The organism is Bifidobacterium sp. ESL1133 (genome assembly GCF_058107325.1).
In genome coordinates this window covers 58,249-73,942 of the sequence record NZ_JBYLUI010000003.1, presented here as the reverse complement: position 1 = coordinate 73,942, position 15,694 = coordinate 58,249, and the positions used below count along the sequence as shown (strand labels likewise).

The window sequence follows — 15,694 nt, the reverse complement described above, 5'->3', positions numbered from 1 at the left end:
TAGATTTGCGCCGAAAGTCGGCGTGGAAATCCCGTGAGGTTCGGGAGTTATGGAAAGGAAATAACCATGGCAGGTCAAATTAGGATTACGCCGGATACCATGCGCCAGCGTGCTGGACAGTACAGGACAGAGGCCAACAACGTTGATGGAGTGATCCACAAGATGGATAATTTGCTCCAACAGTTGCAGAGCGAGTGGGAAGGCGCCTCGAGCCGCTCATATGCACAGCGTTTCCAGGAGCTGCGCCCGAGCTTTGTGCAGGCAGAAAATCTGATCAACGAGATCGCTAGGTCTCTTGACCAGACGGCTCAGACGCTTGAAGATACCGATTCGCAGATCGCGAGTGGTTTCCGCGGCTGAATCTAGCCCTACCAGCAGCTTATGGTGCGGCAGAGCATGCTTTGCCGCACCATGCGGTGGCTGAACCAAGAAATGTAGCAATGTTGAGATGTGGAGCAGGGAGAAGATATGCTATTCACCATACTTGAGAACGCGAGAATCAGTGCGGTTGCGCTGCCGGATGAGGCTTCCGGCATCCAATGGCTCACGACTTCTGAGGGTGAAGAACATCGTCGCTTGGCCTTGGTGGAGGCTCGGCACGAGGCGTGGACTCTGGCTCCACGCAGAGGAACAGAATTATTTGATGAGGCCGGGCATCAGCATCACCGAGTTGACATTGACCCGCTGCAAACCTGTGCGTATACGGTGCGCGGAGGAGACATTGAAGCTTCCATCATTGTGTCTCCAACAGGTATTGGGGATACAACATTTTCCATTACCGGCTTTACCGCAGACGGTTCGTTGACGATAGGCAGATCGCCGCATAATGAGTTCGTCTACGATTCGCCATACGTTTCCACTGATCATGCGCGTCTTGAATTTGCCGACGGATTATTTACACTCACCGATCTTGACTCAGGGAATGGCACATACGTAAATGGTGTTCGGATTGCCGCGCTTACCCCGTGCAAGATCAACCCCTCTGATGCGGTGGAAATCCTAGGATTGAAAATAACTGTGGGAGCCAACTTCATCAGTTATAACCGTCCCATTGGGTTTGAGCCCCGATTGGGAGATGGCTGCGTGGAATACCATGAGCCGCCAGTGGTGGACCATGATCAAGACGATGGTATTGATGGAGACGATGATTCACAATATTTTTACCCGGCACCTAGATTCAAAAGGGACGTAGAGCCCTTTGCCATTTCGGTGGATCAGCCCCCGGCTGCGCAAAAGCCTGACAAGACGTCGGCCGCAATGCAGGTCGGTCCTTCAATGTTCATGGTACTTGCTTCGCTGGTATCCGGTGCGTCCTCGTTCTCCCAGGCGCAGCAACCTGGTGGGTCGTTGATGTCTGTGCTGCCGACTGCTGTCATGGCAATTTCCATGTTGTTGGGCAGCGTGATCTGGCCAATACTGAGCAAGCGAGTGCAGAATAAGCAGATTGCTGCAGAAGAGGTAAAAAGACGGCAACGGTACGCCGAATATCTTGATGGTGTACGCAGCAGGATTGCAGCGGCATCGCAACAGCAAAAGCGTATTCTGAGTGAAAACAGGATCAGCACTCAGGAGAGCATCCAACGTGTGGTTGTGGGAGACTCGCGCATGATGGACCGTACGAGCGCTCACGATGACTTTTTAGAGCTGCGTTTGGGGATGGGGACCATTCCGTTGAATGCAGATATACGGTATCCTGAAGAGCATTTTGCTGTTGAAAAAGATGATTTGTCGCAGGTGGTCTATCAGTTGGCACGCGAACCGAAAGAGGTCAGAGATGTTCCGGTTGCCTTGCGGCTGACCAAAAACTCCGTGGTTGGTCTGCACGGTATGAAGGACACTGCAACTGCTCTGATGCAAGGTTTGGTGGCGCAAATTGCCGCGTTGCATTCGTACGAAGATGTCAAGATAGTGCTGGTGTGCGATCCGGATGAGCGTGAGCGGTGGGTTTGGGCCGGGGCATTGCCCCACATGTTCTCGGACGACCGAGCAGAGCGATATTTGGCCACTTCCGCACAGGAAACGTCTGGCCTATCCTTGCATCTCGGCAAGATCGCCGAAGAGCGTCGAGAAGAAAGCGACAAAGACAGTATTGCGATGCCTTACTACGTGGTGGTCTGCACGTCAAAGAGTCTCATGGAGAAAAGCGATTTCATTGACGACCTTGCCCGAAGGCCCGCTCCTGGTTTTACTCTCGTATGTCAGGCGGCGAATCGTAACGATCTGCCCAAGCAGTGCACCGCCATCATTTCGGTGGATGGCAGCGAGGGAATGTTGCTTGGCGCGGATGACACCTCCAATGGAGGACTACGTTTCGTAGCTGATGCCTTTGCGAGCGATGAGGACTGCCTCAGGCTCTCGCAGGCGCTCGCTGAGGTGCGTCTTGATGTGGCCGAAGCGCACTCCGTATTGCCTGATTCTCTGAACTTCCTTGATATGTATGAGGCTGGCAATGTTGAACAGCTTAATGTCAAAGCTCGCTGGAATGAATCGCATGCTTCCGAGACATTGGCGGCCAGAGTCGGTGTGGATTCACAAGGGGAGCCGTTCAATCTGAACCTGCATGAGAAATTCCACGGCCCACACGGTCTTATTGCGGGCACCACAGGATCTGGAAAATCAGAGTTCATCATCACATGGGTACTGTCCATGTGTGTGGAATATTCGCCTGAAGAAGTGGCCTTTGTGCTTATCGACTATAAGGGCGGTGGCTTGGCTGGTGCCTTTGACAACAATCGTATACGGTTGCCGCATCTTGCCGGTACCATTACCAACCTTGACGGTGCTGCCATTGTGCGCAGCATGGTTTCGATTCAAAGCGAGTTGAAACGACGGCAGACGCTCTTCAATGAGGCGCGCGAGGTGGCCGGTGGCGAGAACGTCGATATTTACAAGTATCTGCGTATGTATCGCGATGGCTTGGTGAGCGAGCCATGTCCGCACTTGTTCATCGTCGCAGATGAGTTCGCAGAACTGAAACAGCAGGAGCCTGAGTTTCTGGACGAGTTGGTGAGTGCGGCGCGCATCGGCCGCTCGTTGGGAGTGCACCTGGTATTGGCCACGCAGAAGCCAAGTGGTGTGGTCAATGACCAGATTTGGAGTAATTCCCGTTTCAAGGTCTCACTTAAGGTGGCTGATGCCGCCGATTCACAAGAGATGATACAGCGACCGGACGCGGCGGAGCTGACTCAGGCAGGCCGGTTCTATATGCTGGTAGGGTACAACGAGATGTTTGCCTTGGGGCAGGCTGCCTATTCGGGAAGCCCCTATGTACCTACGGAACAATACCGAAAGCAAGTGGATGACTCTGTAGATTTGATATCCAATCTCGGGCAGGTAATTGCCGCGGCAAAGCCGGAGACGCACGACGGGCTTGCCGCAGAAGGCGCGGCGCCACAGTTGGTGGTCGTGCTTCAGCACATTGCTGAAGTGGCGCAGAGTGAGCATATGCGTGTGCGCCAGCTCTGGCTGGATCCTTTGCCGGAACTGTTGCCGCTTGAGCGTGTGGAACAGCATCGGCAAGAGGTGCGGCAGCGTGATGCGGCATTGTTGGAGGACAGCGCCGAAGTGGCGGAAGACATTGCATTCGAGGAGCCTGATGAGTATGCCGCGCAGGATGGATATGTGCTGGAGCCGGTTGTTGGCATACTTGATGATCCGGCGCATCAGCAGCAGCGGTTGCTCACATTGCCGTTGACTGCTGGCGGTAATGCGGTTCTGTATGGCAGCGCAGACTCGGGCATGGAATCGGTGTTGCTGGCAATGCTACTTGATCTGGTACGCACACACACGGCTAGTGAATGCAATATCTATGCGATTGACTTCGGTTCGGAATCATTGACTGCGTTGGCAGCGGCCCCGCAGGTGGGCGATGTGATCGTGAATGGCGAAGACGAGAAAGTGATGCGCCTATTCGACATGCTCGATGCGATGATCCAGGATCGACGGCGCACGCTGGTGCCGTTCGGCGGTTCGTTCGAACGCTACACCGCCACGCATGACGATATGCCAGCAGTGGTGTTTGTGATTAACGGCATCGCCGCTTTCACCGAGCTTTACGAACAGCAGCTGATGGATCGGCTGGTTAAAATAGCTCGTGATGGTCAGCGTGTAGGTATTTCATTGCTGCTGACAGCTTCTTCTTCCAGCGACGTAAGGTTGCGACTTGCCAGCAATGTGAAGCAGCGTATGGTGTTCATGCTGGATAACGCGGACGAGTACATGAATCTACTGGGCAGCATGAACGGAGTATCTCGTCCTACCGCCTTTGCTCAAGGCCTGGTCAAGAGTGAAGACACCACATTTATGTTCCAGGGCGCGCAAGTGCTCGGACGTGATGCCGACGAGTTTGGGTATGCGGTGCAAATATGTGCCGATCTACGCGCAGAAGTAAGGAACGTTGAGGGCAATGTGCTCGGTGCGGCCCAAGCTGTGCCGGTTTTGCCGGAGCATGTAACTCAAGCAGTGCTGCAACAGCTACCGAAAGTCGGCAATTCGCTTAATCTACGATATGGGTTGCATGTTGACGACCTATCTCCAGCAGAGTTTGATTTTGATGCTCATGCTATTGAACGTTGTTCGTACAATAAGGTGCAGGCAGGCACTGCTTTCATAGAAGAGATGATTCGGGTAAGTTCCATTGATACACGGTTCAAGACGTACCTTTTTGATGTGAGCGAGCAACTTGAGGAACTGCCCGGTATCTGTGAGATCGAATCTGTCGATGCTCATGAATTTGTAGAGTGGCTCGATGCCGCAGCCAATTTCACAGAGCTTCCTGAGAAAACCATGTTGATATTTGTTTCGGGAATGAGTAATGCTTTGCAACGAGCCGAACCTGGTGTAGCTGTGGAACTTACGAAATGGCTGGAAGGACTTCGGCTTAAAGACAACATTCGTATCGTTATGTTTGATGCTGCTGCAGAAGCGCGGAATGTCAATAGTGAGTCATGGTTTACTTCGCAAATAGGAATAAACAATGGACTTTGGATTGGGTCTGGTTTTGAATCACAAAGCGTTGTCACTCCGCTGACTTACGGACAGCGTAAAAAGAATCTTGGCGATGATGGCGGGTACAGCACTGTTGATGGTGTTCCGCATGAGGTCAAAGTGGTTTCTTAAGAATCGGAAAGAAAGGAATAAGGAATATGGATGCTCCAGATTTTCTGCCGTTGGGTAGTGTCGTTGAGGTGAGAGGCAACGATAAAAAATTAATGATTGTTTCTCGGGGTGTGTCTGTGCCGCGCGATCAAGGCATGGTTTATGTTGATTACGGTGGATGCTTGTATCCCGAGGGGATGATGAGTGACATCCTGTTCTACTTCAATCATGAAGATATTAAGCAGGTTGTGTTTAAAGGGTTCCATGATGAGGAGAACGCTGAGATGGTGAAGACCATCGATGAGGCGCTACGATTCATTACCATGGATAAAGCTCATCCTGACCCGCTAACTCAGGAGGATATTAATCAGACTGTTGAAGATGCGTATGCGGACCTGCACGACGCTGAGTCTGACAATCTTGACGGTACCGAGTCTCTTGAGAATGGTGATAGTGCATCTGAGACTGATATTGATGAGAATACTGTGAAAGGTGAGGAGTGAATATGGGTGGGATGATTCAGCTGAATAAGGCGAGGCTTGATGAGCTGACGCGTGGGTGTAGTGATGCCGGTTCAAAGGTGAAATCTATTTCTATGTCTCTGCCAGGCATGGAGGGTAATGCCATGGCATTGCAGGCATATCGCAGTGCTGCAGAGAGATTCTACCGTGATGTTCAGCAATATGCTTCGGTGTTGAGTGATGATGCTGCAGTACTATCCAAGGCTGTTGCCGAGCTCGAGAAGGCCGATCAGACTGCTAGCAAGGGTCTTATGTCTATGGTGCAGCAGCACTAAGTGTTAAGACTCGTATAAAAGTAAGTTATGTCAATTTTTAGGGAGTGTGGTTGTTATGTGGAATCCGTTGGTGTCTGGTTTGCCTGATGAGGGTGTGAGGTTGCGTTTTGCTGATGAGGATAATGATGGGAGGCCGCTTGGGGTTGTTGGTACGAAGTGGTTTGTGAACCATTACTCGTCGCTTCGTAAACGCACCCGCAATCTGTCGTATGCTGCTTTTTTCTTTGCAACGGGTGCGATATTGATTGCGGCAGTTGGTGTACGAATGATGATAGTAGATGACGATTTCCAGTGGTGGCTATTAACACTTTGCATGTCTGTGTTCGTCACTGGTGTGTATTTTGTGCCTGCTGGTGTCTTGTTACTGCGGATGTCGAAGAAATTGGCAAGTAGTGATTTTCGGTTGTTTATGGTGGTGTCTCGTGTGTTTATGGTGTTGCCGTTGTTGTGTGGTGTGGTGATGTATGTGGTGGCTGATCGTGATTGGTCGTTGGTTATTTTGGCGGCGGCGTTTTGGGTGTTGCCTCAAATGTATGTGAATGCGATGAGGCAGTTTGTGGTGGTGATGGATGATGAGGATTTATCTGATTCTGTGGTGACACAGAGCGTATTGTGATGCGTAGTTAAGAATACGACACATACGGTTTATAGATAGGAGAAAGAATTATGGGTTTTTATGTTGTGAAAGCGAACGTTAAGGATACAGCCACTGAGGTGGATATTTATTCGCAGCAGCTTGATGAAGCGTTGGATAGTGTGACGAGTGCGATTAAAAGGTTGCAGAATTCTGATGTTTTTAAGGGTAAGACTGCTGACAGTGTCAAGGCGTATTGGGGTGAGGCTCAGAAGGCTGCTGTGGATATGATGAAGACGGTGGCTAAGCAGTTGCGTATGCAGTTTGTGTTGTATGCGGATGGGTATGACGGTATTGATGGAGCTAATAAGACTCGGTTTGATGATGGGACGTTGAATGATGCTGCTGCTTGGTTTGAGCGGAGGTCGTCTCGTACTGCTGAGTTGAATGCTGATTTTGTGCGTGTGGTGCAGAGTGTGAGTGATGTGGTGGGGGTGTCTGCGTCTGGTCATGCGGGTTCTGCTATTGAGTTGGTGCATCGTAGTGGGAAGGTGGCTCGTGATTTGCAGCAGCGGGTCGGTGATTATGAGTCGCAGCAGAGGGCGAAGGCGGTACAGTTCGGCAATTCGTTGGATAGTCTTGAGCGGTTGCTGTCAGGATTGGGTTCGTATGCTGGTGGCGGGCATTATAGTGCTGGTGGGTTGGCTGCTGAGCCGTGGTATGTGGAGTCAATGAAGTCGGTGAGGGGGATGAAGCAGTGGCAGAAGCAGCATCTTAGGGAGTATGAGGTTGCGGAACAGAAAATAGTCAAAACAAGACACGAAAACGGTATAGTAAAAGTGGTATGTGCTTTTCTAGGTGTTGCTGCTGGTGTTTCAGCGATTCTGACTACTGGCGGTGCAGCTGCTCCGGTAGTGTTTGCTCTGGCTCTGGCACAGATAACGATGAGTGGTTCTGATCTCTTGGAAGGTGCTGAGGATATATCTGCTGATAAGTCAGGGCATTCGTTCAATCTTATTCGAGATACGGTGTTTTCGGGTAATCAGAAATTGTATAACAGTGCTGAGGGTGTGATAGGTACTGGTGTTGGGTTGTCTACGGCGTTACGCGGTACACTGGTGAACATTGTGAAGAATAACCCTCCGACTTTCATCGCTAGTTCGCGTGGGACAGTGACGGCGATGTCTGCGTCTAAGGTAGAGCCGATTACACATGTGTATCAAGCTGCAAAAGCTACTGGGCATTCGGTGTGGGGGTCGATGGCTGCAACGGCGACTGAGTATGCGGTATCTGATGCTTTTGAGAGTGCAGTGACAGATAAAATTAGTGAGCTTATCAAAGATAAGACAGATAACAGTCTTTCTGGTCAGCTTGCGGCGATTGGCGCACAGCAAGGCGTAGGAAGTGTCTTGGATAACGTCTCTGAGAAAGGTAAGCCGTTGGTGCAGTCTGGTGTTGAACATGTGGCTGGTGATGTGGTGTGGAATGGTAAGTTGAGTGTGGAGACTCGTGGAAAGTTGCTTGATGCTGTGGATTGGTATGCGGAGCACTTTACCGCTCAGCCTGATGCATTGAATGATGTGCGTATGCCGCGGCAGACAACGCGCTCAAACAATGGACGTTTGTCTGAGTCTGATATGTCTCATGACGTTCATGCGTTGCGTTGAATCTGAGTTGAAGTATTGGTTGTGTTTGTGAGGAGTGTGGTTGTGGTGTGGAATCCGTTGACGGCTGGTTTGCCTAATAAGAATGCAAAATTGCGGTTTGAGGATGAGGCTGACGGTAAGGAGTCGTGGTTTGTAGTATTTGGCGGTAGGAAAACTCCTACAGCTCGCAGGCGCACTCGTAACTTAGCTTATATTGCTTATTTCGCTGCCGCGTTTTTTGTGTTGATGTCTGTTTTGATGATTTGGGATGCGGTGTTTGAGCGTGGGGGCACTCAGTTGCGTGATCCGGTGTCGTGGACGTTGGTGGTGCTTGGTATTCCGTTGTTGATTACGGGTGTGTATTTTGTGCCTGCTGGTGTGTTGTTGCGTCGTATGTCGAAGCATTTGGTGTGTCGTGATTTTCGGTTGTTTATGGTGGTGTCTCGTGTGTTTATGGTGTTGCCGTTGTTGTGTGGTGTGGTGATGTATGTGGTGGCTGATCGTGATTGGTCGTTGGTTATTCTGTCGGCTGCGTTTTGGGTGTTGCCTCAGATGTATGTGAATTTTATGGAGCAGTTTGTGGTGGTGGTCGCACCGGATGACGACGGCTCGCCTTCTATCATCTGGTTCTGATAGACGGTCGACCCGGTGGACTGGTATGAGGAACATTTTTATTGCTCAGCTTGATGCATTGAATGATATTCGTATGTATCGGTGAAGTAATGGCTAAAAGTAAGTTAAGTTGAATTTTGTTGAAGGAGTGTGGTTTGTAGTGTCGAATCCGTTGATTCCTGAGGTGGATGATGGTGTCGGGCTTCGTGTGGGTTCTGGTTCGAAGGTGTCTGATGGCGGGGAGGAGCGTTGATGGGTGTGCGTGGTGATTGGAAGGCTCCTTGGGTGGAGCGTTGGCATCGTTGGGATGCTGAGTCTCGTGCGGTGCATAGTGAGAAAAAGTCTGTACTGATCATGTGGATGATGTCAATATCTGGTATCCGGGGAATAGGTTTTATTGACATTTTTCCGTCTGATATGAGGCCGGTGTGGTCTGCTGCATGGGGTGCGATGGTGTCTGGTGTGGTGTTGGTGGTGGTGTTGCGTGTGGCTTCGTCGTTGCCGTTGTCGGTGGCGTGGGATGTGGAATTGCGTCGTGATCATGGTCGTGAGCGTCGTGGTGTTGGTGATGGTGGTGTGTTGGGTTGGTATCGTCGTTGGATTGTGGTGTGGGAGTCTGCTCGTAGTGTGGTGAGGGCTCGTGTGGTGTTGGCTGTGTTGGCGTTGTCGGTGTTGTGGGTTGTGGGTGCTGTGGTGTTGGGTGTGTTGTGTGGGGTGTGTTGAGGATTTGTGTGTCGGTGTGAGCGGACGGCACAGGGTAAGAAAATGACAGTTCCCGCGCTATGTGTCATAAGTTACAATGTAATTATCGATGTTTTATGAAAGGCGTAGCCATGAGTTTGCAAAGTGTTGTTGTGGATTTGGACAGGCAGTCGTCTGTGGTGAACGGGCAGATTAACCGACTGCGAGCCGCTGCTAGTTCGTTGCAGGGAATCGCCTACAGTGTGCAAGTGGATGTGGAAACACCTGTCGATCGGTACGATGCCGGTGGAACGTGGCAAGGTGATAAGCGAGAAGAATTCGAGTCAAAGAAACGTGAGGCTAAAAAGAGTGTTGATGAGCTGCGAAGGGACATAGATTCAGCTCGTAGTGCGATCGACGGTAAGATTAACCAGCTGCAGTTCAATCTATTTACTATCAGTAATGAACGCTCTCAAACGGTAGGTCTGATAGAACAGCAAGCTGCCGAAGCGCGCCGCCAAAAAGAGGCACGCCGCGCAAAGGATAGGAGGAGACGCCGGTAACAGGCAGCACTGTTGTGCTTGCTCGTTCGTGATTGCCTTTCGATAAACGAGTGGTCTGCGTCGAAGGCCGGCCAGATGGAACGAGTTACACCAGAACGAGTTGTGAACCATTCTTCAGGTCCGACTCCCTGATATTGCTGCGCGGATCCAGAAGCGTGCCGGTCTGCTTGTCCATAAGCGCCGCATTGCCGCCGGCATGGTAATAATCCGGTTCACGGTTGGCTAGGATTTCAGCGACAAGATTAGCGGTCTCATGGATAGTGAGTTTGCGGGGGACGTTGAAATCATACGAGCGACGAGTCGCTGGCAGTGTGATGTTAAGCATGACCTTCTCGTTCATCTTTCACTCCTTGCATGCTGTGTTCAGGTGGACATAATAATCCCAAAATAACTGAATATATGGATATTCTATGATTCATGGATTCATATTATACTTAGAACAGCAATGAAGTTGGTAGTAGGGAAGGTTGCCGATGAAGGAACACAAGAAACGTGACAGAGCCACCGGTGCGGCTACACTGCTGATACGAACGACGCGTGGTGAAGAACTTGACTACAAGCTTGCAGAATGGTTGAAAACACGGCCCTCTTCATCTCTGCTGCCATTCAAATATGAGGTGAAAGGCAGCAAAAACCTGTTCTACTATGACATCACCGGGTACCCTACACTTCAGGAATACTTGGGTATGGGGATTTCGGGAGTGCAATACCAGAAGCTTCTGCGCTCGGTGGGCGCGCTTGGGGATGTATGCGCACAAACTGACCTGCCTATGGAATCTGTCAGATTCGAGCCGGAAGCCATTTACGTAGACAGCGGCAACCTGTTGTTCTGCTGTCTGCCGATAACGCCAGCGCCCAATGCGAAGAGCAGTATTCTGACGCTGTTGGAGTTTTTGGCGCAACCGCGGAATATCCGCTTTGTACTGCCATCCGATGCTGAGCTGACCCGGCATGTTGACGACTATGTGAAACGTGTTTCCGTTTTCTCGGCTTTTGACTTTAATGATGTCCTCAACACGCATTTTCACCTCGATTCCCATAGGCAGCAAGATTCACAGTCGTCTCTGGCTCAGGCAGAATCCACGGTTGCATCCGAGCGGCATGCCAGGTTCGATCCATTCGGCCTGTCGGCGGGTTCTGAAACGAACGGCAAGAGCAAAAACCCTATAGATGTGAAGGAATCGGCCGATAGTGATACGGAGCTGAATGTTGAATCGATATTGTCAGAAGCCAATGTCACCGCGCGCTTGAGTGAGGATTCGCAGGATGCGGCAGGCATCGGCTTGGAGGAGACCGGAACGCGATTGCTTGCTCCAGACGATTCTCGGCAGTTGCAGCGCGACACCCCAAGTCCTTCTCTTGCCCGGTCTTCCCTGTTCTCTGTTATTCGTGAACGTGATGGTTCGCGCCTGTGCCAAGCACAAGCTGAAGTGGTGGTGGGCCGCTTGCCTCAGTGTGCGGCCCGAGTGCGCGGGAACACCAACGTGAGTCGTGTTCATGCTTTGATTGTCGATATGGGAGATGGGACATTCGGGGTTTCCGACCTTGGCTCAGCGAATGGTACTACGGTGCGTGGCATCAAACTCGCCAAAGGAGAACGCGCCCCCGTCCGTGCTGGGGAAGCATTTGTCGTGGCCGATGAGTCACTGCATATTGAGGTGTAAACAGCAATGAACAAGACCGGCATAAGGAGCATGGGACAGCTGAAGATGGGCGTGCATGAGGCGAGAACAGGCAAGAACAGGCAAGAACCTAATTTTCAATCAAACTCAAACCTCAATGCCGGTATTGGTAGTGAGAGGAGACCTGTCTCACGGCACGCAGGTTGTGCTGGTGTAAAATCCCGTCACCCAACCACAGTAGAATTGGACGAATGAATCCTGAAGCCTTAAGTGAACTGATTTCGAACACCGCACATGCTCTGGTGGCCTCTGGTGCTGCCGGAAACCTGACCGATGATCTCATACCTGAAGTGAGCAAGCTGGCAGTGATGCGCCCCAAAGATCGTGCTCATGGTGACTGGGCTTCGAACGTAGCCATGCAGCTGGCCAAGAAGGCTGGCATGAATCCGCGTGAGCTGGCGCAGGCGTTTGCCGACGAACTCGGCAAAGCTGACGGTATCAGCTCGGTGGAAGTTGCGGGCCCTGGCTTCATCAACATCACGCTCGATTCTGCTTCTGCGGCAGCGGTGGTGACCACGGTGCTGGAACAAGGTGCGAATTTCGGACGTAACCAACATTTGGGCGGCAAAACCCTCAACTTGGAATTCGTCTCTGCCAACCCTACCGGCCCCATCCACATCGGCGGCGTGCGTTGGGCAGCCACTGGCGACGCAATGGCTCGTGTATTGGGAGCCAACGGTGCCAAAGTGGTGCGCGAATACTATTTCAATGACCACGGCGAGCAGATCAACCGGTTTGCCAAGTCCTTGGTGGCCGCGGCACACGGTGAAGCGGTGCCCGTTGACGGATACAAAGGTACCTATATCAACGAAATTGCAGACCGCGTGATTGCCGAAGGCAAAGCGGACGGTATCGATGTGCTTGCGCTGCCCCGCGTCGATAGCGGGTCAGACAAGGACGGCGAACCTCTGGGTGAGGGCGATTCGGCGCAGCGCGAGGAATTCCGCAAGCGTGCCGTGCCCATGATGTTTGCCGAAATCCAGCAGTCGATGAAGGATTTCCGCGTCAACTTCGACGTATGGTTCCATGAGAACAGCGTCTATGAGTCCGGAGCTGCGCAGAAAGCCATTGATTATCTGCGCGAGCGTGGCGACATTTACGAGAAGGACGGCGCCACCTGGTTTGCGTCCACCAAGCATGGTGACGACAAAGATCGCGTCATTCTCAAATCCAACGGTGAGTACGCCTACTTCGCCGCCGACATCGCCTACTACTGGGACAAGCGCCATCGCGCGCAGGATCCGGCGGATGTGGCCATCTACATGCTTGGTGCAGACCATCACGGCTATATCGGCCGCATGATGGCCATGTGCGACGCATTCGGCGACAAACCGGGCGAGAACATGCAGATTCTCATCGGTCAGATGGTCAACGTGATGAAGGACGGCAAAGCGGTGCGCATGTCGAAGCGCGCCGGCAACGTCGTAACCATCGACGACCTTGTGGGAGCCATCGGCGTGGATGCGTCGCGCTATTCCCTGGAACGTACCGACTACAACACCAGTGTCGACATCGACTTGGATCTGCTTTCCTCCCATTCCAACGAGAACCCGGTCTACTACGTGCAGTACGCTCACGCACGCAGCTGCAATGTGGCGCGCAACGCCGCAGCGGCTGGCATCGGTGAGCTGGGGTACGCTCAGGCTGACCTGTCGCTGCTTGACACACAAGCCGACGGTGAGCTGCTGGCCGCCATCGCACAATGGCCCGCCACGGTGTCTGAAGCCGGAGACCTGCGCGCCCCTCACAAGATTGCACACTATCTGGAATCGCTCGCAGGCGCTTACCACAAGTGGTACAACTTGGAACGCGTGGTACCGATGGAACTCACCGAGCCTGAGGAACGGCGCGATGAGGCGGAACGTGAGGCGTTGCGCGTGGCAAAGAATCCGGAACCGGCTCGCGCCGCGGCTCGCTTGCAGCTCAACGATGCCGCGCGCCAGGTCATCGCCTCGGGGCTCGACCTACTGGGCGTGAGCGCTCCAGACAAGATGTGATCCGCTCAGGAAGCCTGCCTCATCATAAACATGAATAGGGTTCGTGTTCCGTGAGTACTTTGTGCTGGTATTGCATGGTGGTGCGTTTGCAAGAACGTTGCAATTCAGCGGTTTGCGGGATGGCAGTACCGCCACGATGCCCACGCAAGTACTCACGGAACGATTGGACCGGTAAGCGAGGTGGGTTTGCAGCAACAGTTGGCAAGGAGAAACGATATGACAGGAATCAGCCCTATCTGGCCGAAGGCCACCGCTTGGGACAACAACGGTGAACTTACGTTCCACGGACGTACCGCTGCTTCATTGCTGGAAGAGTTCGGCTCCCCGCTCTACCTTATGGATACCGACGAGCTGCGTTCCCGTGCGCACCGATTCGTGAGTGCGGCAGCCCAAGCGTTCCCCACGTCCACCACACACGTGAGTTTTGCAGCCAAAACATTTTTGACTCGCGAGGTGGCGCGCATCGTTACTCAGGAAGGCATGCTGGTCGACACATGTTCCATGGGGGAGATGCGCATCGCCCTTGCCGCTGGGGTTCCCGGGCGCCGCTTGGTGTTGCACGGCAACAATAAATCCGACGAGGAGATTGAACTCGCGGTGCGCGAAGGATTTGACAAGATTGTGGTCGATGAGCCGGGAGAGCCGGCACGCATTGCGGCAATTGCGCGTCGTGTCGGCAAACGCGCCAGGGTTATGCTACGCGTCACTTGTGGCATTCATGCCGGAGGCCACGAATACATTTCCACAGCGCATGAGGATCAGAAGTTCGGTGTTGCGTTGCTGCCGCAAGGCGCCCGGCCGGAGATTTTCGACGTGCTTGACCGGTTGGATGACCCAGTCCCGCAGCACGGCGGCGATTGTGGCAACGATGCGGTACGACTTGAAACAACCGGGAGTGCAGACGTCTCAGGTTCCAAAGAGGCAACTCTTGGGCATGCGCTGGATTACAGCATGCATTCGCCGTACGATGCGAGTCTGCCCCCTCTTTCCGGCACTGACCGTGCACTGATGGACGCCATGGAAGCAGTGGCGGCAGGGCCGGCGTTGGCTGTGCTGAACAATATCGCCGCACTGAGTGACGACTTGGAACTTGTGGGCATTCATTCCCACATCGGCTCACAGATTCATGATGCGAATGCCTTCATTCAGGCTGGACAGCGCATGATGCTGCTGCGCCGCACCTTCTACGCCACCGACGGCTATATCCTGCCGGAAGTGGATCTTGGCGGCGGATATTCCGTGGCGTACACCGATGCCGAAGATTCGATGGACATCGAGGTGGAGCTGGGGAGGCTCGCTCGCGCTACGAATCAGGTCAACCAGGCGTTGGGCATGCCTGCGCCGGCCATCTCCTTCGAACCGGGACGTTGGATCGCCGGACCTGCCGGCGTCACACTGTACCGAGTGGGGGCCATCAAGCATGTGGCGTTGCCTGAGGGTACGAAAGACAGTGCTGGCAAACCGATTGCAGAACGTGTGTACGTTTCCGTGGACGGCGGTATGAGCGATAACATTCGGCCGGCCCTATACGGCGCGGACTACACGGCGGTGGTGGCCGGGCGCTGTGAGAAGACCGAAAGCGCAATCAAGCCATCTGTTGCACAGCGTGAGGAAGTTCAGCAGCAGTCTGCTGAAGAGACGAGCGACAGCCTTCGCGTGATGAGCGGCGCAGACAATGGCACTGGCGCAGAAACTATGCTGGCCCGTGTGGTGGGCATGCACTGCGAGTCGGGAGACATCGTTGTCAACGAGTGCCGGCTGCCGAGCGACCTGAAACGCGGCGACGTGCTCGCCGTCCCGGTCACCGGCGCGTACGGTCGTACCATGGCAAGCAATTACAATCAGGCGCTCATCCCGGCGGTCGTTGCGGTCAGCGGGGAGGGGGCACACGTCATGCTGCGCCGCCAGACCATCGAAGATCTGCTCGACCTCGATCAGGGGTGAGCCCGCCCGGTATATGCCAATCCCGCTGTGCCTGAGACGAATACGGCATCTGTCGGATTTGTTCCGTACGATGGAAGCAACTATCAAGCAACGGTTCAAGGC

At 53.1% G+C, this 15,694-nt stretch carries 13 protein-coding genes; 12 read left to right on the top strand and 1 reads right to left on the bottom strand.

Translation table 11 applies throughout. The features are described 5' to 3' along the window. The first annotated feature begins 66 nt into the window (after nt 1–66). From AC3B5A_RS03900 to AC3B5A_RS03860, 9 genes are all read left to right on the top strand, one after another. Nucleotides 67–360, top strand: coding sequence for a WXG100 family type VII secretion target (locus AC3B5A_RS03900; RefSeq protein ID WP_489760371.1), 294 nt, complete (start codon nt 67–69; stop codon nt 358–360). Nucleotides 361–468: 108 nt separating this feature from the next. Beyond that, nucleotides 469–5,118, top strand: a complete 4,650-nt coding sequence (essC, locus tag AC3B5A_RS03895; RefSeq protein ID WP_489799041.1) for a type VII secretion protein EssC — start codon at nt 469–471, stop codon at nt 5,116–5,118. A 26-nt stretch (nt 5,119–5,144) separates the two neighbouring features. Further along, on the top strand, nt 5,145–5,600 hold the full coding sequence (locus AC3B5A_RS03890; protein ID WP_489799039.1) for a DUF4176 domain-containing protein: 456 nt from the start codon (nt 5,145–5,147) through the stop codon (nt 5,598–5,600). Nucleotides 5,601–5,602: 2 nt separating this feature from the next. Then, nucleotides 5,603–5,893, top strand: a complete 291-nt coding sequence (locus AC3B5A_RS03885) for a hypothetical protein (protein WP_489760374.1) — start codon at nt 5,603–5,605, stop codon at nt 5,891–5,893. A gap of 55 nt (nt 5,894–5,948) precedes the next feature. Further along, nucleotides 5,949–6,509 carry a hypothetical protein gene (locus AC3B5A_RS03880; protein WP_489799038.1) on the top strand — a complete coding sequence of 187 codons (561 nt, stop codon included), beginning with the start codon at nt 5,949–5,951 and terminating at the stop codon, nt 6,507–6,509. Between the two features lie 50 nt (nt 6,510–6,559). Next, the gene (locus tag AC3B5A_RS03875) at nt 6,560–8,134 is read left to right on the top strand and encodes a T7SS effector LXG polymorphic toxin (RefSeq protein WP_489799036.1); all 1,575 of its coding nucleotides are present in this window, start codon (nt 6,560–6,562) and stop codon (nt 8,132–8,134) included. Between the two features lie 42 nt (nt 8,135–8,176). Next, nucleotides 8,177–8,746 (top strand): hypothetical protein, encoded by a 570-nt coding sequence (locus AC3B5A_RS03870; protein ID WP_489799034.1) that lies wholly within the window; start codon nt 8,177–8,179, stop codon nt 8,744–8,746. Nucleotides 8,747–8,977: 231 nt separating this feature from the next. Beyond that, nucleotides 8,978–9,448 carry a hypothetical protein gene (locus AC3B5A_RS03865; RefSeq protein WP_489799032.1) on the top strand — a complete coding sequence of 157 codons (471 nt, stop codon included), beginning with the start codon at nt 8,978–8,980 and terminating at the stop codon, nt 9,446–9,448. 110 nt (nt 9,449–9,558) lie between these two features. Beyond that, nucleotides 9,559–9,969, top strand: coding sequence for a hypothetical protein (locus AC3B5A_RS03860; protein WP_489799030.1), 411 nt, complete (start codon nt 9,559–9,561; stop codon nt 9,967–9,969). A gap of 85 nt (nt 9,970–10,054) precedes the next feature. On the opposite strand, the gene AC3B5A_RS03855 is transcribed toward AC3B5A_RS03860, so the two are convergent. Then, on the bottom strand, nt 10,055–10,309 hold the full coding sequence (locus AC3B5A_RS03855; RefSeq protein ID WP_489799028.1) for a hypothetical protein: 255 nt from the start codon (nt 10,307–10,309) through the stop codon (nt 10,055–10,057). A 133-nt stretch (nt 10,310–10,442) separates the two neighbouring features. On the opposite strand from AC3B5A_RS03855, the gene AC3B5A_RS03850 reads away from it, so the two are divergent. The 3 genes from AC3B5A_RS03850 (at nt 10,443) to AC3B5A_RS03840 (ending at nt 15,592) form a co-directional block, all read left to right on the top strand. Further along, the gene (locus AC3B5A_RS03850; protein ID WP_489799027.1) at nt 10,443–11,633 is read left to right on the top strand and encodes a DUF6382 domain-containing protein; all 1,191 of its coding nucleotides are present in this window, start codon (nt 10,443–10,445) and stop codon (nt 11,631–11,633) included. A 209-nt stretch (nt 11,634–11,842) separates the two neighbouring features. Continuing rightward, complete coding sequence (gene argS / locus AC3B5A_RS03845; protein ID WP_489799025.1) at nt 11,843–13,648, top strand: arginine--tRNA ligase; 1,806 nt, start codon at nt 11,843–11,845, stop codon at nt 13,646–13,648. Nucleotides 13,649–13,864: 216 nt separating this feature from the next. Continuing rightward, complete coding sequence (locus tag AC3B5A_RS03840; protein WP_489799023.1) at nt 13,865–15,592, top strand: diaminopimelate decarboxylase family protein; 1,728 nt, start codon at nt 13,865–13,867, stop codon at nt 15,590–15,592. The last annotated feature ends 102 nt before the right edge of the window (nt 15,593–15,694 follow it).